Genomic DNA, 17,937 nt, shown 5'->3' on the forward strand with positions numbered 1-17,937 from the left:
GGATGGAGTCACTGTGGATCAGGAAAAGATTGACAGGTATTACGAAAAATTCGATAATTCGGTAAAACAGTGGGACGAAAACGTAGAAAAGTACCGGGAGAAATACAGCCTGCTTAAAGTTCTGCCCATCAAAACGGCGATAAGAATTGTAAAAGCCGGTCCGGTGACCCTCCATTTATTGATAAGCCTGCTGAACCACGAGCAGGTTTCCAAGAAGACCAAACGCCGGGTCTCAGCGACTATCGCATACTTCATTCTCCCGTTTGACGTGATACCCGAAGCGATTGTCGGCCCGGTCGGGTACGTGGATGACATTGTCGTGGCACTGACACTGATTGACAGTCTGTTGAACGGAGACAACGAAGAGGAAAAGCAGATTATAACGGAATTGTGGCGCGGCACTTCCGAAGAGCTCACCGCCCTGAGAGGTATTATCAAGGGCATCGATGTGGTCCGCTATATCGGAAAATATCTGCAAAAGATTATGCCGTCGAGTTGATTGCTTATTATCAGTCATCCCTGGGAGACTTTGGAATATAGATTCCTCTTATATCCTACCACCACTCTAGTGGTGGGACCCGGATTTGTCTTTACCAAAAAGTCCCGGGGGACGACTGATAAATACGAAGAATAAAATTTCACCATATGAAATAAATCAAATCACGCAGGAACAGACTGTTCTTTGGATACCGGAATTTCTAACTCTCTGGCGTACTCTTCCAAAATTGTATACATCTGGTCCGTCTCGTCGCTGGTGTTAATCGCATGCCGGATGTTCGAAGCATTCGGCATCCCCTTAAGGTACCAGCCGATATTCTTCTTCATCAGCATAGCAGCAAGGGTCGAATCCTTTTCCTCTTCCTTCAGGTGAATGTGCCGCAGGCAGAGATTTAGACGATCTTCGTACGTCGGTTCAGGCAGCAGCTCACCTGTTTCCAGATAGTGGTGTGTACGGTGGAGAATCCACGGATTGCCCAACGCGCCCCGGGCGATCATTACGCCGTCACATCCGGTTTCGTCAATCATCTCCTGCGCGTCTTCGGGCTTCATGATATCACCATTACCGATGACTGGAATATCAACGGCTTCCTTCGTATCTGCAATCACCGAATTATCGGACGGTTTCTCGTAGCGGATCTGTGTCGTACGTCCATGGACAGCCACTGCCTGTATTCCCACCGATTCCATTAGTTGAGCATATTCCGGAGCGACAATCTCTTTCGCGGACCAGCCGCTTCGCATTTTTACCGTGACGGGCAGATTCACCGCGTTTACCACCTTTTCACAGACTTCACCGACTTTTTTCTGGTCCTTCAGAATGGCCGAACCGGCGCCTTTTTTGGTGACCTTGGGGACCGGGCAGCCAAAGTTCAGATCAATAAGATCCGGCTGGAGCGTCTCCTCCAGGAACGCCGCGCTCTCGGCCAGAATATCGGCATCGTCGCCGAAAATTTGAATCCCAATGGGGCGTTCCCGCTCCTCAAAATGGAGCATCTCCAGTGTCCGCTCGTTCTCCCGGATGATCCCATTGGAGCTAACAAACTCGGTATAAACAAGTCCTGCGCTGTGCTCCCGGCAGATTACCCGGTAGATATGGTCTGTTACGCCAGCCATGGGCGCCAGCAGTACGCGACTTGGTATTTGAAGTGATCCAATTTGCATAGAATTAAAAATAGCCTATGAACCTGCGAAATACAAAAGACAACTGACGCTTTCATCTCTGTATTGTAGCAAATATTGTTATAGTCCGTGTCACTCACAACTTTTTACTTAATAAAAAGCGCCTCATGTCGATAATAGTTACATATTGCTTATAGAGACTCCGGGGGTTAATTTTGCAACGTTTTACATGAGACTCACCAAGGTAGATAATTCATTATGATAAAATTGCGTAATCTGTTTGTTGACGTAGCACACAAATGTCCTGAATATGTCCGGAACCTATGAATAAAATCGTAGACCATGCAGAATTGCATAGTTCATTTAAACACGATGAGCAATCGTTGATGTTTTGCCTCAATTATGACGCCCCAATTGACCTGGATCAGTCTGTAGATCAAATAGTGGACCAGGTGTTAACGTCTGGGGAACTCTGTAAGACAAACGGGGCAATGGAAAGTTGGGTCGATGAATCGGGATATACTTATTCATCGGAAGAATTCGATTGGCAAAACTTTTTTAATTCGGACAGAGAATGTGAAGAAGCAATTCGGACACTTATCCGGTCGGATTTTCAATACAGGGATGTAGTCCCGTTTAATTCAACCAAGCCTAATGAGAAGGGGCAGGCACTCGTAATTCTGCATGGGATTGTTGAAAATGACCGCCTGATGCGCCTAATGGGGCGGGTCGAAATTCTGCCGGGTTCCACGACCATATCCAGGAACCAGTCCGCCTTTCAGACCCTTATCGAGCATATACCGGATTTAATTTACTTCAAAGATCAGAAGCATCAATTTGTCCTGGTTAACCGGGAAAAGGCCGAAGAGGTCAATCAGAAACCCTATGAGTTAACAGGCAAGACCGATGCCGACTATTTTCCACCGCATATAGCAAAAGAGTGTATTGCTGATGACCAACAGGTACTGGAGACCGGTGAGCCGATCGTTGGCAAAGAGGAGTATATCATCAGTCCGGATGGTCAGGGTAGGTGGCGCTCAACCACAAAAATCCCGTGGCGGGACCATACCGGGGCAATTATCGGGACTATGGGGATTTCCAGGGATATTTCGGATCTGAAGCAGATGAACCAGGTCTATAATGCCATGTACAAAATCTCGGAAGCCGTGCATTATGCACAAACACTGGATGACTTGTACGAGACCATTCATGAGATTTTGCAGGAACTCCTGCCGGCTAAAAATATGTATATCGCTATTTATAACGAAGAAGCCGATACCATCCGATTTCCGTATTATAAGGATGAAAACGATTATAGTCCTCCAAAGGAGCGGGAATCAGGCAATGGTCTTACTGAGTACGTAATCCGAACCGGTAAGCCTTTTATTGCGTCTGAACAGAACCTGGATGAACTGAGAGAACATGGCGAAATCGAGTTGACCGGCCCGCCATCAAATGACTGGCTCGGCGTCCCGCTGAAAACAACCCGTGGTATTCTCGGCGTTATTACTATTCAGACCTATCAGGAAAATGATGCCGCATACAGCCAACAGGACGCCGAAATGCTCGGATTTGTTTCGGAGCTGATCGCCCAGGCCATCCAGCGAAAGAAGGCTGAACGACAGCTCTCTAAAGAACAGGAGCAGTTGGCGGTCACGCTGAAGTCTATCGGAGACGGCGTTATTACCACAGATCTGGAGGGACGGGTTTTACTCCTGAATAAAATGGCATCCAAGTTATCCGGTTGGCCGGAAGAGGAAGCCAAAGGACGTCCGCTTGATGAAATATTTAACGTAGTACATAATAACACGGGAGAACGAGTTCTGCCGGACATTTTCGAGGTGATTCGGTCGCAGGAATTATATTTGCTGCCGCCTGAGTCGGTTTTAATCCGAAAAAATGGGGAACGGTTACACATTGCGGACAGTATCGCACCGCTCCGGGACGATCAGAGCAACATCATCGGAGCGGTCATTGTGTTTCGGGATATCACAAAACAGCGTAAGCTCGAAGAGGAGCTTCTGCGAACCCGAAAATTAGAATCGGTCGGAGTGTTAGCTGGCGGTATTGCGCACGATTTCAATAATATTCTGTCAAGCATTCTTGGAAATATTTCTCTGGCAAGGATGGCGCTTCAGGGGTCGGAAGACAAAGTGGAGACGCTCTTGCGGAATGCTGAAGAGGGTTCCAAACGTGCTTCTCAATTTACGAAACAACTGCTAACGTTTGCAAAGGGCGGAGCTCCGGTAAAGGAAACGGCTGATCTGAAGGCGCTGATAGAGGAAACAACCGAGTTTACCCTCCGAGGCTCCAACGTCCGTCCAATGCTCATTTTGGATCCTGATTTGCGTCCGGCAAGTGTGGATACCGGACAAATTGGACAGGTTATCCAGAACTTGATTATCAATGCAAATCAAGCGATGCCGGAGGGGGGTACGCTAATTATAAAAGCCCAAAATAAAGATCTGGACAATAGTAACCTCCAGGCCGGACTGGACCCGGGCCAGTATATTCTAATTGAAATTGTTGACGAAGGGATTGGGATAGCGGAAAAACACCTGCCCAAAATTTTTGATCCGTACTTTTCCACTAAGAATGACGGCTCCGGGCTGGGGCTGGCAACCAGTTATACAATCATCCAGAAGCATAATGGCCTGCTCAATGCAATCTCTGAACAGGGAGTGGGGACTACAATGCAGGTTTATTTACCGGCCAACGGCAATCACCAGACCCTCGAAAGAGGCAGGAGTTATAGCAACGAATCCGGTATTGCCTTTAAAGGACAGGGTCGGATCCTTGTAATGGACGACGATGAAAATGTATTAAATATGATTAACGGAATGCTGCTCCACGTTGGATTTGATGTGGAGACATGTGCCGACGGAAAAGAAGCAATCAGGTTATATGAAGAAGCCCTGCAGAATAACACGCCGTACGATGCCGTATTGCTTGATTTGACGATACCCGGCGGAATGGGCGGTAAGGAAACCATTGAACATTTAAAGTCCGTCGATCCAACCGTAACAGCCATTGTCTCCAGCGGATATTCCACCGATTCCATCATGTCAGATTTTGCACAATACGGATTCAAAGGGAAGGTTGCCAAACCGTATAGCATGGACGAATTAGTCGAGACAATGCAGCGGGTACTGGGGGAAGAATAGTGATGTAATTTTTGTAAAGTCATGAGTCATTGGCCATTTTTTCTCTCGTCAGTCCCCCAATTTTTTTGCTTTGTGTCATTCCCTTTGAATAATGCCGATTAAGAGTAAGAGTATCCCATAATGAGCTCTCTGGAGAGAACAAGATTAAGAAACTGCGCGAACTTAAACACTATAACACCTGAACACATTAACACTTTAGTTACTGGCGACCACATACTGCTTGCATTTCGATTACAATCCTCTAAATTTTAACGAATTTTGAATCTAAGGAAGGACGGAGCAAATAATGGCGCAAGTATGTGAAGTATGCGGGAAAGGCCCGAAAGTCGGGAATAATGTGAGCCACGCAAATAACAGGTCCAAACGTCGCTTTATGCCAAATCTGCAGCGGATCAGAGTGGACGTGGATGGCACACATAAACGTATGAAGGTTTGTACAAGTTGCATCAAACAGGGCAAGGTAAAGAAGGCAATTAGCCATACCCATAAGATGTCTGGTTAGATATTTCACAGATTAGAAAAAAAAGCCCCGGCCAGTCGGTCGGGGCTTTTTTTGTTTCCCATAATGTGAACAAGACAAGATGAGGCGAACGGATCCCCCCTAAAAGGTTGCGAGAGCAATCCTTTCCCTCAATTTAAGGACTCCGTTGTTTCCGAAGAAACGCCTGGTGATCATGTTACTTCATCTGTTTTCGGATGAAGGCTGGTACTTCGAGATCATCGTCGAAATGCAGCGTTTCCTGTTCTTTTTGTTCTTTCTGTTCTTTCTTGGACTGACCGTTAGATCCCCCGTTTTTCTTGGACTGTTCCCGTTCAAATTGTTTCCGCTGATACGTTGGCAGCTCAAGATCGTTGGTCTTGCGGTCCGTCTCCGGTTTTCTCTGCTCTTCCCGGTTAAATCGCGAAAAGTCATGCCGTTCCTTGTTGAATCCGGTTGCAATCACCGTCACGTTAATCTCATCTTCCATATCCGGATCGATAACGGCTCCGAAGATGATGTTGGCGTCCTCACCGGCTTCCTCGTAGATAATAGACGTCGCTTCGTCTACTTCCATTAGCGCCATATCATCGCCTCCGGTAATATTTACCAGCACCCCCTGGGCGCCTGTGATCTTTACATCGTCGAGTAGTGGGCTGGAAATAGCCTGCTGGGCTGCCAGTGCCGCACGCTCCTCGCCGGTTGCGATTCCGGTGCCCATAATAGCATCGCCCATGTCCATCATCACAGTCCGGACATCGGCGAAGTCTAGATTGATGAGCCCCGGCGTATTGATCAGGCTGGAGATCCCCTTGGTAGACTGCATCAGGATGCTGTCCGCCAGCTGAAAGGCGTCCGTAATGGACGTCTTTTTATCAGCGATAGCCAGAAGCCGCTGGTTTGGGATGACGATCAGTGTATCTACGTTCATCTTGAGCTCTTCTATGCCGGATTCGGCGCGCTTGGTCCGCTTGGGACCTTCGAAGATAAACGGCTTCGTTACGATACCGATGGTCAGAGCACCTAGCTCCTTGGCAATTTCAGCCACGATAGGCGCTGCCCCGGTACCGGTACCGCCGCCCATACCCGCAGCAACAAAAACCATATCTGCGCCGGACAGGGATCCGGCCACCGCGTCGCGATCCTCTTCAATCGCCCGGCGTCCGACCTCCATGTTCGCACCGGCACCCAGTCCTTTGGTCAGGTTTTTCCCGATCTGAATCTTGGTTTGAGCGTTATTGTTATCCAGTGCCTGGGCATCCGTGTTCACGGCAATAAATTCCACACCCTGGAGATTTGCGCTAATCATCCTGTTCAGCGCGTTGCCGCCGGCACCGCCGACACCAACCACTTTCATCACTGCCTTTTGATCTATGTAGTCATCAAATTCAAATAACATAGAGTCCTCCTTTACTGGTTCTTTGTCTTGTCCACATCTTGTGGTGATTAGTTTTTAAAAGAATTCGTTAAACCATTCCCGCATCCGTTCCACAATGCGATTAAAGACTTTGTTCTCGTCCCCCTGGAACGACATGGGAGACCGATGGTGTTCAAATCCGTATTTCACAAGCCCAATACCCGTGGCATAGATGGGAGTTTTTTCTTTTTCCATGAGTTTGCCATGGACATCGACGCCGCCCAGTTTCACCGGCGCGTCGAAAATCTCCTCAGCCAGATCCACCAGTCCGCCGAGCATCGCTCCGCCACCGGTTAAAACCACACCAGCTGAGAGATGGGGCCAACATTCCGCCTTGTGAATTTCCTGCATGGCCATTTTTAGCATTTCTTCCATGCGTGGCTCAATGTATTCCGCCAGGATCTCCTGGTTAATCTCCTTGTTGCCACGTCCGCCAATTCCGGGGACTTCAAAAATGTCATCATTAGAGGCTACCGAGATTTTGGCGCATCCGTGATCAATTTTAATCTGTTCGGCCTCGTGCATCGGTGTGCGAAGCATATGGGCTAAATCCTTGGTGACGTTTTCCCCGCCAAGACCGATAACACCGGTGTGCTGGACGCCCCCTTCGAAGAAGACCGCTACATCGGTGGTTCCGCCACCGATATCTATGATTGCCACACCTAAGTCCTTTTCATCATCATCAAGTACAGCGTACGAGGAAGCAAGCGGTTCTAACACCAGGTCCTGCACGTTCAGGCCCGCACCCTTGATGCAATTCACAATATTCTTGGCCGAGGCAATTGCACCGGTGACAATATGTACCCGCGCTTCCAGCCGCTGACCGCTCATGCCGATGGGATCCTTAATGCCCGGTTGATCATCTACGATGTATTCCTGGGGGAGCACGTGGAGTATTTCCCTGTCCATGGGAAGGGAGATGCCCTTAGCCCAGTCCAGGACGCGCTGGATGTCATGCTCAGTGATCTGGTTATTCTCGCCAACGCGCCGTTTGCCAGCTTTGGAAATAGCAATGACACCCGTACTATTGATACTGCGAATATGGTCGCCCGCTATACCGACATAGACATTCTCAATGCCGACGCCAGCCATCATTTCCGCCTCTTCTACCGCTTTTTCGATAGACTCGATAGTCTGCTCCAGGTTGACGACCACCCCCTTTCGGAGACCCTTGCTGGGATGCTGACCGATGCCGATTATGTTAAAGTCTTCGCCATCCTCATCCGGCTCAGCAACCATCACACAAATCTTGGTCGTGCCGATGTCAACCCCACAGACGATTTCCTTATTTTGCGATTTCTTAACCATATCTAAATCCCTACCTAACCTCTGATAATTTTCGCCAAGAGTATCACGCTTATTACATCTTAGCGTATTGAGAATTGCATATTACGTATGGTAATTTTCATGAGTCGATTACGCAGTACGCAATACGTAGCATTCAATCACGTGCGCTCCCGGACGATAATCTGTTTCTGGTAACGCAGATCAATATATTCGTAGTCAGCCCAGGTCCGCTTTTCGCCAACCGTCTCCCAAAATGTCTCTAGCAGATGGACCTTGTTTTCCAATTCGCCCATTCCAAGATACACCCGGGTGGCGCTTTCTGCTGTATAGAGCGTATAACCCTGTTGCTCATTAGAAATCAATTCCGAGATCTCCGGATATAACCGCGGATATTCCCGCCGGATATCGGTCAATACTTCAACCATATGCTTAACCTTCGGATTCTCAGTGAATTCACCGGTCTTTACTGTGTCTTCCGGAGTAAAACCCGAGAGAATCGGGATTTCCAGTCCCATACCCGCCGGCGGCATCGGCATAACGTATCCGAACTGGTCAACACAGGAGAATTCCCCGTGATTGATATAGGCAATCGGTTTGCGCTCGTGGATTTCTATGAACAGGGAGCGGGGAAACTGCCGGCTTGCCTGGGCGGTCAACACAAAAGGATTTTTTGCAATCTCCCGCTGAATGGAATCCAGGGGCAGTTCAAACAGAGAAGTGCCGAAGTCGATATCCGTATATTCCAGCACCTGCTCGTTTGGGATTAATGAAGTGCCACTTACTACAACTTTTTCCAGGGCAAACAGGTCAATCGCCTTCGCGTATTTGAATACGCCAAAGCCTAATCCACTAATGAGTGCACTCATCAGGACAATGCTTCCGGTTTTGATAATATATTTTTTTAGATTTTCCATGCTGCCTTCAAAATTATCAGGGTAGGGGAGCCTCCGAATAAGTTAGTCCTTTGCCTCGTACGCCGGATTCGCCCTTCGGAGGCTTCCCGGTCCCCTGAATGGGTTATTTAACCGTTATGTGTTTTGTAATACTCCAAAATTTTTCCATTGAATTTTGTAATGTCGCCAGCTCCGAGGGTAATCACGATATCACCCGGCAGCAAAGATTCACCCACCTTACGGGGGAGATCTTCTTTATCCTCGATATAGTGAACCTGTTTATGTCCGTAACCCCGGGCTGCATCCGCTACTACCTGACCGGTTACGTTCGGGATCGGTTCTTCCCTGGAGGGGTAAATATCAGTCACAAACAGAACATCCGAGTGCAAAAACGCCTTCCCGAAATCGTCCTTAAAATCTCTGGTCCGGGTGTACAGGTGCGGCTGGAATACCGCCACAACCCGTCGCTGCCAGCCTTTTTTCGCGGCTTCCAGCGTTGCCAGGACTTCCGTGGGATGGTGTGCGTAATCGTCCACGAACAGGATATCGTCATGCTGTCCCCGGAATTCAAAGCGGCGGTTTACCGTCTCATACGATTCCAATCCCTTTTTGATGGATTCAAAATCAATCCCGAGTTCTAGCCCCAATGCGATAGTGGCTATGGCATTCTTAATATTGTGTTCGCCCGGAACGTTCAGCGCAACTGTACCCAATGATTTATCTTCTACAATGACCTCGAATTCAGAAATTCGCTCATTGAGGTTCACGTTGGTTGCCCGGACATCCGCCTGGGGCGAAAATCCGTAGGTTATAACCCGGCGGGTAAGATCCGGGATGATATCCTGTACGGACGGCTCATCCAGGCAGGCGATCACTACGCCGTAAAAGGGCACTTTGTTCGCAAACTGGATAAAGGCGCCTTTCAAATCGTCCAGGTCACTGTAGGTATCGAGATGCTCCTTCTCGATATTCGTGATGATGGCGATTGTCGGCATCAGGCTCAGAAAGGTCCGGTCAAATTCGTCTGCTTCGGCTACGACGTAATCGCCTTGGCCGAGCAGGGCGTTGCTCTTGAGATTTTTGATAATCCCGCCGATAATAAGTGTCGGATCGAACCCGCCGGCCGTCATCATATTTCCCACCATAGAAGTAGTGGTGGTTTTGCCGTGAGTGCCGGCAATGGCAATGCTGTACATCTTAAGTTTCAGGAGCTCGCCCAGCATCTCCGCACGGCGGATAATGGGGATCTTCCGGTCTTTCGCTGACTGAATTTCCGAATTGTCCAGCGTCACTGCAGAGGAATAGACTACAACATCACTCTCATCCACGTTGTCCGGATGATGTCCCTCAAATACAGTGGCACCTTTTTCCTCAAGGTGGCGGGTAGTCTCCGTCAGACGGAGGTCCGAACCGGTCACCTCAAAGTTCAGATTCAACAGCAGCTCGGCGATACCGCTCATACCGATGCCGCCAATCCCGATAAAGTGTATTTTCTTGAATTTTCTAAACATCTAATTCATATCCTGCCAATGCATAAATTGACTCTACAATTTTTTCAGTCGCCTGCGGTCTGGCGTGTGCTATCGCTTTTTCAGCCATAGTCGTTCGGGTGTCATCTTCCTCCAGTAATCGCTGGATTGTCTGTTCCAGTACCCCGGACGCCAATTCGTCCTGCTCAATGACTTCGGCCGCACCGTTGTTTGCAAAGTCCATGGCATTGTAGTATTGATGATTGGCCGCAGCTGTCGGCAGCGGGATTAGTATCGCCGGTTTGCCGACGATTGCGAGTTCCGACAATGTTAACGCTCCGGCTCTGGCAACGATGATATCACTGGCGGAATAGGCCATGCCCATTTCGTAAATAAATCCCCGTACCTGGACCCTCCCGTCGGTCGTCCCGTAATCAATATACGGCTCCAGGTTGCCTTCGCCGCACTGCCAGAGTAGTGAAAGCCGCTCTCTGGAGTGATACCAGCGGATGTTTTTAGCCAGGTGCCTGTTAATCGGTTCGGCGCCCTGACTCCCGCCCATCACGAATAGTAACGAGCGATCGGCGGGAAAGCCCAGGTGCTGTTTGGCAACGTCTGATGCAATTGTCTGATTCATATCATTTACCGGGTTTCCGATGAGTTTTGTCTTTTTTTTTTACCCAGCCTGTCTGCAGCCTCCTGATACGCCACATGAATTTCGTCAGCACGTTTGGCCAGCAGTCTGGTAGTCACGCCCGGATAACTATTCTGCTCCTGAATGAGCGTCGGGATATCCATCTTTGAGGCGGCATACAGGGGAGGTCCGCTGACATATCCGCCGGTTCCGACCACCACATCCGGGCTGAATCGCTCCAAAATGGCCCGAGAGCGGACATAGCTGGTAATCAGCTTGCCAAAGAAGGTTAAATTCCGCTTTATCATGGTTTTCAACCCACCCCGGTGAAAGCCCTGGACATCTATGGAATAAAACTGCTCCCGACCGGAGAGCATGCGACCTTCCAACCCGTCACGGTTACCGATGAAGGCAATGTGTGGCTCCGGCATATTATGGTTTTGCGCATACACGCGAATGCCTTCCGCCAGACGAATGGCGGGATAGAGATGCCCGCCGGTACCACCGCCTGCAAAGACTACGCGAATTGCTCGATCCGTGGTTACCATACCGGCGGTACCTCCTTTCGTTTGCGCTGACTCGAGATATTCAGGATGACGCCAATAGCCGCCATTCCCGTCACCAGTTGCGACCCGCCATAGCTCATGAAGGGCAAAGGGAGTCCTGTCGTCGGCAGTAAGCCGGTCACCACACCGGCATGGATTGCCGCATAAATGAAGATCGCCGCGCTTAAGCCAGCCGCCAGGTACATCCCAAACAGATCCTTGGCCTGACGAGCAATCCGCAGTGACTGGAGAAAGAACAGCAGGAACAAAAAGAGCACAGCGACGGCACCAATGAATCCGAGCTCTTCTCCAATGATGGCAAAGATGAAATCCGTGTGTGGCTCTGGCAGAAACAAGTTCTTTTCGTAACTGTCGCCGAGTCCCATTCCGAATAAACCGCCATTGCCCAGGCTGATCAGCGATTGTTGAATCTGATATCCGGAGTCAGAAAGATTCGACCCGGGATTCAGAAAGGTGATGACGCGCTCTAATTTGTATGACGAGGTGAGCACCACAGCGGTACCCATCATGCCGAAGACGCCCACAATTGACGCAAGATGCCAGATTTTCGCCCGGCCAAGAAATAGCAGGAACAACGAGATGGCTGCAACCGTCGCTGCCGTGCTGAAATCCGGCTGAATTGCGATGAGCCCGATACACAGAGCGATCATAATAATTGCCGGAGCTAACCCGTGTTTGAACTCACGTATCAGGTCACCCTGACGGCTCAAATACGCAGCCAGGTAGATGATAATAGCGAATTTGGCCACGTCTGACGTCTGAAGGCTGAAAAATCCCAGCGGAAGCCAGCGGGCCGGAGATTCGATGTTGTTTGACCAGTAATAGCCCAGGGTCACAAGTAGGAGCAGAATGCTGCCAACGTAAATGAGCGGCGAATATTTCTGGAATTTGTGATAATCGAATCGCATCATCAAAAACATGGCAATCATGCCGAGCAGTAGTCGCATGGCGTGGCGTCGGAGAAAGAATCCGGCGTTGCCGTATTTCTCCGCCGCTATCGTGGAACTGGAACTGTACAGCATGACCGTACCGATCCCGATTAGCAGGAAGACCACGATAAAGATCATGCGATCGTATGTCTCGGCCTCTTTACGCATCAGTTCAGTGCCTCAACCAGCTGTTTAAAATGTTCTCCGCGTTTTTCATAATTCTCGTATTGGTCAAAACTCGCGCATGCCGGCGACAGCAACACCACATCGCCTGGTTCAGCTATTTCCTGAATCGCCCCCATGGCTGTTTCCAGATTGTCGGAGGTTACAACATCGACGGCAGGGGAGAGGGCTCCCTGAATAGTGGTTCGAGCCTTGCCGATAGCCACTGTCTGCTTCACGTGTTTCCGTATGCTCGGAATCAGTTGGGGGAAGTCGCCGTTCTTGTCGTAGCCGCCAAGGATTAAAATCACAGGCTCCTCGAAACTCTCGATGGCGAACTTGACCGCGTCTACATTTGTCGCCTTGGAATCATTATAGTAGGAGACATCGTTGACCTGTTTCACAAATTCCAAACGATGCACGATTCCAGAGAAGGTACGGAGCACCTGGCGAAAGTGGCGAAGTATCTCTTCCGATGAATCCGGCGATATGAACGGCTCCACGGCATTCAGCCCGGCCAGGATATTGGCCAGATTATGCGGTCCGCGAAGCGCGCAGTCCGTGTATTCGATTACCTTCGCAGTACTATACCGAATCGATGTGCCATCCCAGTGGAAGGCAGCATCGGATTTGCCGGGCACGGTGGAAAAGCCGATTTTCGCTGCATCGGTCTCAAAGTGTTCAAGTTCAGGATCGTCCAGGTTATAGATAATCGTGTCATGCTCGGTCTGATTGCGCGTAATATTCAGTTTTGCAGACCGATATGCCGCGAATGAGTCGTACCGATCCAGATGATCCGGCGTGACGTTTAAAATCACCGCCACATCCGGAGCGAGGGTAGGCGTTCTTTCCAGTTGAAAGCTACTCATTTCGACGACGAAGATTTTTTTTTTGATGATTCCGATTCCTCTAACAATTCGTTGGCAAACGGATTGCCGATATTTCCACATAACGCCGGATTCAAATCATTGATATCCAAAAATTTGGAAATCAGCGTAGAGGTGGTGGTCTTTCCATTCGATCCGGTGACGGCTATCACGGGTGAATCCACAAACCAGGAAGCCAATTCCACCTCGGATATCATTGGGATCTCCAATTTTTGCAGTTCCTGTACCACCAGCGCCGACTCCGGTATACCCGGAGAGATTATTACGAGGTCCGCGTCATACACTCGTTCGGAGTGACTGCCCAGTTCATACTCGATACCGGCCTTTGCCAGCTCTTTGATACATTTTTCCGATAATGCATCCTCATCCATGTCGGAGATAAATACCTTTGCGCCCCATTGTTTCAAAAGGCGCGCTGCAGCCATTCCAGTGCGTTGTGCGCCCAGGACGGTTACCTGACTTCGGGCCAGAGAATGTATCTTTTCTTGTAAAGTCATGGCCTCACCGGATCTTAAATGTCGTTAATGATAACAACGCCAGCAGAATTCCAATGATCCAAAAGCGAACCACCACCTGGTTTTCCTTCCATCCCCGCAGTTCGAAATGATGATGTAACGGAGCCATTCTGAACAGGCGTTTTCCGGTGCCGGTTCTGCGTTTAGTCCATCGGAAGTATCCGGTTTGGAGTATCACAGATAGCGCCTCTGCGACAAAAATTCCGCCGATGATGACCAGCAAAAGCTCCTTGCGAACAAGGACCGCAATAGTCCCGAGAGCCGCCCCACCGGCCAGGGCGCCGGTATCGCCCATAAAGACCATCGCCGGATTAGCGTTAAACCAGAGAAACCCAAGCAGTGCTCCCATCAGGGCAGCGCAATACACCGTGAGCTCGCCGATCCCCGGCAGATAAATGATATTCAGATAGTCGCTGAAATCGACACGACCGGAGAGATAGGCAATCACCGCAAAGGCCAGTACACTAATCGCCAGCAACCCCGAAGCCAACCCGTCCAGGCCGTCGGTTAAATTTACTGCATTTGAAGTCCCCGCTATAACCATTGCCACAATCGGGATGTATAATACACCGAAGTCGATCTCCAGATTTTTGAAGAACGGCACTGTAGAGACCGTGTTAAACTCGGCAAACGCCGGTTCCAGATAGATCCACGTGCCGATGACGATTCCCAGGCCGAATTGGCCCAGTAGCTTATATTTTGCCACCAGTCCATCCGGATATTTTTTTACCACTTTTAAGTAATCATCCAAAAATCCGATAAGCCCCATCCAGATGGTTGCGATAAAGATCAGAGTAATATATGTGTTCGTAAGATTCGCGAACAGCAGGGTGGGAATGATAGTGGCCGCCAGAATAATGATACCACCCATGGTCGGCGTTCCATGCTTCTCGTAATGGGTTTCCGGGCCCTCTTTACGGATTTCTTCGCCGATTTTGTAATGGTGCAGTTTCCGGATAATCCACGGGCCGAGAATGAAGGCAATGAAGAGGGCGGTGATAGCGGCAGCACCTGCCCGGAACGTGATATACTGGAAAATATTCAGCCCGGAGATATAATCACGTAATGGATAGAGAAGATGATAAAGCATCAGAGCGCCCCCACCACTTTTTCAAGGTGAATTCCATGGGACGCCTTTACCAGGATAATGTCACCGGTGTGGACAATCCCGCGGATAGAATTCATACATTCTACGTAATCATCAAAATGATATGTTTCTGCAGTAGACGTTGTCTGTACACCTTTGATAATATTTCTTGCCAGTTCTCCCACCCCGATGACGATGTCAATCCGGTGTTCTCCCAGGTATTCGCCGATATCCCGGTGTTTCCGTTCACGCGTGCTGTTGAGTTCCAGCATATCACCCAGGATAGCAATCCGTCTGCTGCCCGCCGGCATTTTTGCCAGAATATCAATAGCCTCACGCATGGAGGCTGGGTTCGCGTTATAGGTATCATCAATTACCGTATAATTCTGTTTTTCAACGATCTTTACGCGGCCTGGGACACCGTGGAACGATTCCAGGCGGTCTTGTATGACTTCTCCCGGCACACCATAGGTGTCTGCTATTGTAACGGCCGCCAGTGCATTTGAAATCTGAAACACACCGGGCACACCAAGCCGGACTTTCCCGATACCGTTAATTTGACAGTGCACCCGGCTGTATGGATCAATTGACGTAATCTGTGCAGTTTTTTGTGCTTTGGTTTCAACACTATAGGTTATCACTGTTTTCCCGGGTGACGAATACTTTGCGATAAACTCGTTGTCCAGATTCTGAAAAATTATTCCGCCTTCCGGGATGGATTCAAACAGCATCAGCTTCTCTTTGGCGATTGCTTCCAGTGAATGAAAATGTTCGCTGTGGCTCTCGTTGACCGTCGTGATGAGTCCGGCAGTGGGGGAGGCGATGTCACACAATGCCTCAATTTCGCCGGGATGGTTCGTGCCCATTTCAAGCACCCAAAAATCGTGTTCCTGTTGCGCCTGGAGGATAGTCAGTGGAAGCCCCCACAGGTTGTTAAAATTTCCAGGCGTCGACAATACAGTATACTGCGCCCCCAGGATTTCCGCCGTCATCTCCTTGGTCGTTGTTTTCCCGTTACTGCCGGTAATGCCAAGCACCGGTCCGGAAAAATTACTCCTGACCTGCGCCGCTAGGCCACGAAGTGCTGAATCCGAGTCCTCAACTACGATGAGAGGAAGCCCGTCGGAATTTTCCGCAGAGTCGTACCAGCGAGACTCGACAATTGCGGCCACTGCGCCGTTCATAAAGGCCTGTTCAATGAACTGGTGGCCGTCGGCCTGGTCTCCCTGACGCGCAATAAACAGCATGCCGGATTTGATACGACGGCTGTCAATATCCGCACCGGTGATCCTGGCGTCCTCCGGGAGATGCTGAGTGCCGATGGGGCCTATCTGGTGTATGTCGTTCCAGGTTATCATCGGGATTTCAATTCCTGCATGGCTTGTTGCACAACGACCTTATCGTCAAAATCGGTTTTTACGCCTGAAATAATCTGGTAATCTTCGTGTCCCTTGCCGGCGATCAAAATCAAATCGTTGGGTGCAGCAAATTCTATGGCTTTGTAAATCGCTCTTTCCCGATCCGGCTCAATAATCGGATGTTCTGTCCTCATTCCGTTCTGAATTTCGCCAATAATGGCAAGCGGATTTTCATTCCTTGGATTATCGCTGGTAATAATGACCGTGTCAGCCAGTTTCTCGGCAATGGCACCCATCTCCGGACGTTTTTCCTTATCCCTGTTTCCGCCACAGCCGAAGACAACGATGATATTCTGAAAATATTCCTGCTGGTTTCGGAGATAAACCAGCTCATTAATGGCCGACTCCAGCGCATCCGGTGTGTGGGCGTAATCCACGTAAATCTGTGGGAAATCTGCGCTGGTCTTTACCAATTCAAGTCTGCCGGATATACGATTCACACTTTCAATACCTTCGGTAATTGCCTTCGGGGCAATTCCATGGAGATCTGCGGTTGCACAGGCGGCAATGATGTTCAGCAAATTATATCGCCCGATCAATCCGGTATTGATTTCGAGTGAATCACCTGGCGTTCGAATGGTACCGCGGCTTCCGTTAAAATCTGACGCGAATTCTTCGTAAAAATAGTCTGCGTTCCCATCTTCCAAAGAAAAGGAGAGCACAGGGGCATTGCTAATTTCTTTGAACCAACTGTACTCGCTGCTATCGTAATTCAGTAGGGCATGGCCGGTTTCCGGTAACGATTCAAACAGGATCCCTTTTGCAGTGCGATAAGACTCTTTCGTCTTATGAAAATCGTAGTGGTCCCGGCCGAGATTGGTAAAAACTCCCGTGGTAAATGTAATATCAGCGGTCCGTTCAAGGGCCAGTGCATGTGAAGAAACTTCCATAATAACCGTATCAACGCCGCTCGCTTCCATATCGGCAAATTTGGCGTGCAGTTCCGGTGCATCCGGAGTCGTCAGATCGGCGGGGTAAAAATCTTCACCTATCATATAGCCTAGCGTACCGATAGATGCGGGTTTTTGCCCTGCTGCCGAGAAAATGGAGCGGAGCAGAGAAACCACCGTCGTTTTGCCGTTGGTGCCGGTCACGCCGATCATCTCCATCTTGTCTGACGGGAAATCGAACCACGAGGCGGCAATACGCGAAAGGGCCCGACGGGCGGATGGAACCTGGTAAGTCGGAACACCTTGTGTGTCCGTCATATCCTCGAGGACGATTGCTGCGGCGCCCTTTTCAATGGCTTCAGGGATAAAATCGTGTCCGTCAACGTCGTAGCCCGGAACCGCCACAAAGGCAAAGCCGTCCCGGACTTGCCGTGAATCATTGGTAAAGCCGGAAACGGTAATGTCCTCCGGCCCTACGAAATCCGTCCCCTGCAATAATGTGGTTATTTCCCGTGTCATTA

General features: G+C 49.6%; 16 protein-coding genes. 3 read left to right on the forward strand and 13 right to left on the reverse strand.

The window, feature by feature from the left end; genetic code table 11:
- The first annotated feature begins 13 nt into the window (after positions 1-13).
- On the forward strand, positions 14-499 hold the full coding sequence (locus K9N57_12295) for a DUF1232 domain-containing protein (protein ID MCF7804964.1): 486 nt from the start codon (positions 14-16) through the stop codon (positions 497-499).
- Positions 500-660: 161 nt separating this feature from the next.
- Here the strand turns inward: K9N57_12295 and dusB are convergent, their stop codons facing one another.
- The gene (dusB, locus tag K9N57_12300) at positions 661-1,662 is read right to left on the reverse strand and encodes a tRNA dihydrouridine synthase DusB (GenBank protein ID MCF7804965.1); all 1,002 of its coding nucleotides are present in this window, start codon (positions 1,660-1,662) and stop codon (positions 661-663) included.
- Between the two features lie 281 nt (positions 1,663-1,943).
- On the opposite strand from dusB, the gene K9N57_12305 reads away from it, so the two are divergent.
- Together K9N57_12305 and rpmB are read left to right on the forward strand one after the other, a co-directional pair.
- A complete protein-coding gene (locus tag K9N57_12305) occupies positions 1,944-4,784 on the forward strand; it encodes a PAS domain-containing protein (protein ID MCF7804966.1) in 2,841 nt (946 codons plus the stop codon).
- A 286-nt stretch (positions 4,785-5,070) separates the two neighbouring features.
- Positions 5,071-5,286, forward strand: a complete 216-nt coding sequence (rpmB, locus tag K9N57_12310) for a 50S ribosomal protein L28 (protein MCF7804967.1) — start codon at positions 5,071-5,073, stop codon at positions 5,284-5,286.
- Between the two features lie 175 nt (positions 5,287-5,461).
- On the opposite strand, the gene ftsZ is transcribed toward rpmB, so the two are convergent.
- From ftsZ to K9N57_12370, 12 genes are all read right to left on the reverse strand, one after another.
- Entirely contained in the window at positions 5,462-6,661 is a 1,200-nt protein-coding gene (gene ftsZ, locus K9N57_12315; GenBank protein MCF7804968.1) for a cell division protein FtsZ, read from the reverse strand.
- A gap of 54 nt (positions 6,662-6,715) precedes the next feature.
- Positions 6,716-7,987: a cell division protein FtsA gene (gene ftsA, locus K9N57_12320; protein MCF7804969.1), complete on the reverse strand. Its 1,272-nt coding sequence runs from the start codon at positions 7,985-7,987 to the stop codon at positions 6,716-6,718.
- Between the two features lie 137 nt (positions 7,988-8,124).
- A complete protein-coding gene (locus K9N57_12325) occupies positions 8,125-8,880 on the reverse strand; it encodes an FtsQ-type POTRA domain-containing protein (GenBank protein ID MCF7804970.1) in 756 nt (251 codons plus the stop codon).
- 107 nt (positions 8,881-8,987) lie between these two features.
- Positions 8,988-10,370 carry a UDP-N-acetylmuramate--L-alanine ligase gene (murC, locus tag K9N57_12330; protein MCF7804971.1) on the reverse strand — a complete coding sequence of 461 codons (1,383 nt, stop codon included), beginning with the start codon at positions 10,368-10,370 and terminating at the stop codon, positions 8,988-8,990.
- Positions 10,363-10,965: a hypothetical protein gene (locus K9N57_12335; protein MCF7804972.1), complete on the reverse strand. Its 603-nt coding sequence runs from the start codon at positions 10,963-10,965 to the stop codon at positions 10,363-10,365. The genes murC and K9N57_12335 overlap by 8 nt, the downstream gene beginning before the upstream one ends.
- 5 nt (positions 10,966-10,970) lie before the next feature.
- On the reverse strand, positions 10,971-11,510 hold the full coding sequence (locus K9N57_12340) for a glycosyltransferase (protein MCF7804973.1): 540 nt from the start codon (positions 11,508-11,510) through the stop codon (positions 10,971-10,973).
- Positions 11,504-12,625: a putative lipid II flippase FtsW gene (gene ftsW, locus K9N57_12345; GenBank protein ID MCF7804974.1), complete on the reverse strand. Its 1,122-nt coding sequence runs from the start codon at positions 12,623-12,625 to the stop codon at positions 11,504-11,506. Before ftsW ends, K9N57_12340 begins: the two co-directional genes overlap by 7 nt.
- Positions 12,625-13,488, reverse strand: coding sequence for a UDP-N-acetylmuramoyl-L-alanine--D-glutamate ligase (gene murD, locus K9N57_12350; protein ID MCF7804975.1), 864 nt, complete (start codon positions 13,486-13,488; stop codon positions 12,625-12,627). Before murD ends, ftsW begins: the two co-directional genes overlap by 1 nt.
- Positions 13,485-14,003, reverse strand: a complete 519-nt coding sequence (locus tag K9N57_12355) for a hypothetical protein (GenBank protein MCF7804976.1) — start codon at positions 14,001-14,003, stop codon at positions 13,485-13,487. The genes murD and K9N57_12355 overlap by 4 nt, the downstream gene beginning before the upstream one ends.
- 4 nt (positions 14,004-14,007) lie before the next feature.
- Positions 14,008-15,111: a phospho-N-acetylmuramoyl-pentapeptide-transferase gene (mraY, locus tag K9N57_12360; GenBank protein ID MCF7804977.1), complete on the reverse strand. Its 1,104-nt coding sequence runs from the start codon at positions 15,109-15,111 to the stop codon at positions 14,008-14,010.
- On the reverse strand, positions 15,111-16,466 hold the full coding sequence (gene murF / locus K9N57_12365; protein ID MCF7804978.1) for a UDP-N-acetylmuramoyl-tripeptide--D-alanyl-D-alanine ligase: 1,356 nt from the start codon (positions 16,464-16,466) through the stop codon (positions 15,111-15,113). The genes mraY and murF overlap by 1 nt, the downstream gene beginning before the upstream one ends.
- A complete protein-coding gene (locus K9N57_12370) occupies positions 16,463-17,935 on the reverse strand; it encodes a UDP-N-acetylmuramoyl-L-alanyl-D-glutamate--2,6-diaminopimelate ligase (GenBank protein ID MCF7804979.1) in 1,473 nt (490 codons plus the stop codon). The genes murF and K9N57_12370 overlap by 4 nt, the downstream gene beginning before the upstream one ends.
- Between the last annotated feature and the right edge of the window lie 2 nt (positions 17,936-17,937).

The sequence above is a fragment of the Candidatus Neomarinimicrobiota bacterium genome (assembly GCA_021734025.1).
GTDB lineage: Bacteria > Fidelibacterota > JAANXI01 > JAANXI01 > JAANXI01 > JAANXI01.

Coding starts and splice junctions, on each gene's coding strand:
- K9N57_12340 (MCF7804973.1), bottom strand. CDS start 11,510: ATGGTAACCACGGATCGAGCAATTCGCGTAGTCTTTGCAGGCGGTGGT.
- murF (MCF7804978.1), bottom strand. CDS start 16,466: ATGATAACCTGGAACGACATACACCAGATAGGCCCCATCGGCACTCAG.
- ftsA (MCF7804969.1), bottom strand. CDS start 7,987: ATGGTTAAGAAATCGCAAAATAAGGAAATCGTCTGTGGGGTTGACATC.
- K9N57_12335 (MCF7804972.1), bottom strand. CDS start 10,965: ATGAATCAGACAATTGCATCAGACGTTGCCAAACAGCACCTGGGCTTT.
- ftsZ (MCF7804968.1), bottom strand. CDS start 6,661: ATGTTATTTGAATTTGATGACTACATAGATCAAAAGGCAGTGATGAAA.
- mraY (MCF7804977.1), bottom strand. CDS start 15,111: ATGCTTTATCATCTTCTCTATCCATTACGTGATTATATCTCCGGGCTG.
- K9N57_12370 (MCF7804979.1), bottom strand. CDS start 17,935: ATGACACGGGAAATAACCACATTATTGCAGGGGACGGATTTCGTAGGG.
- ftsW (MCF7804974.1), bottom strand. CDS start 12,625: ATGCGTAAAGAGGCCGAGACATACGATCGCATGATCTTTATCGTGGTC.
- K9N57_12325 (MCF7804970.1), bottom strand. CDS start 8,880: ATGGAAAATCTAAAAAAATATATTATCAAAACCGGAAGCATTGTCCTG.
- K9N57_12305 (MCF7804966.1), top strand. CDS start 1,944: ATGAATAAAATCGTAGACCATGCAGAATTGCATAGTTCATTTAAACAC.
- murC (MCF7804971.1), bottom strand. CDS start 10,370: ATGTTTAGAAAATTCAAGAAAATACACTTTATCGGGATTGGCGGCATC.
- rpmB (MCF7804967.1), top strand. CDS start 5,071: ATGGCGCAAGTATGTGAAGTATGCGGGAAAGGCCCGAAAGTCGGGAAT.
- murD (MCF7804975.1), bottom strand. CDS start 13,488: ATGAGTAGCTTTCAACTGGAAAGAACGCCTACCCTCGCTCCGGATGTG.
- K9N57_12355 (MCF7804976.1), bottom strand. CDS start 14,003: ATGACTTTACAAGAAAAGATACATTCTCTGGCCCGAAGTCAGGTAACC.
- dusB (MCF7804965.1), bottom strand. CDS start 1,662: ATGCAAATTGGATCACTTCAAATACCAAGTCGCGTACTGCTGGCGCCC.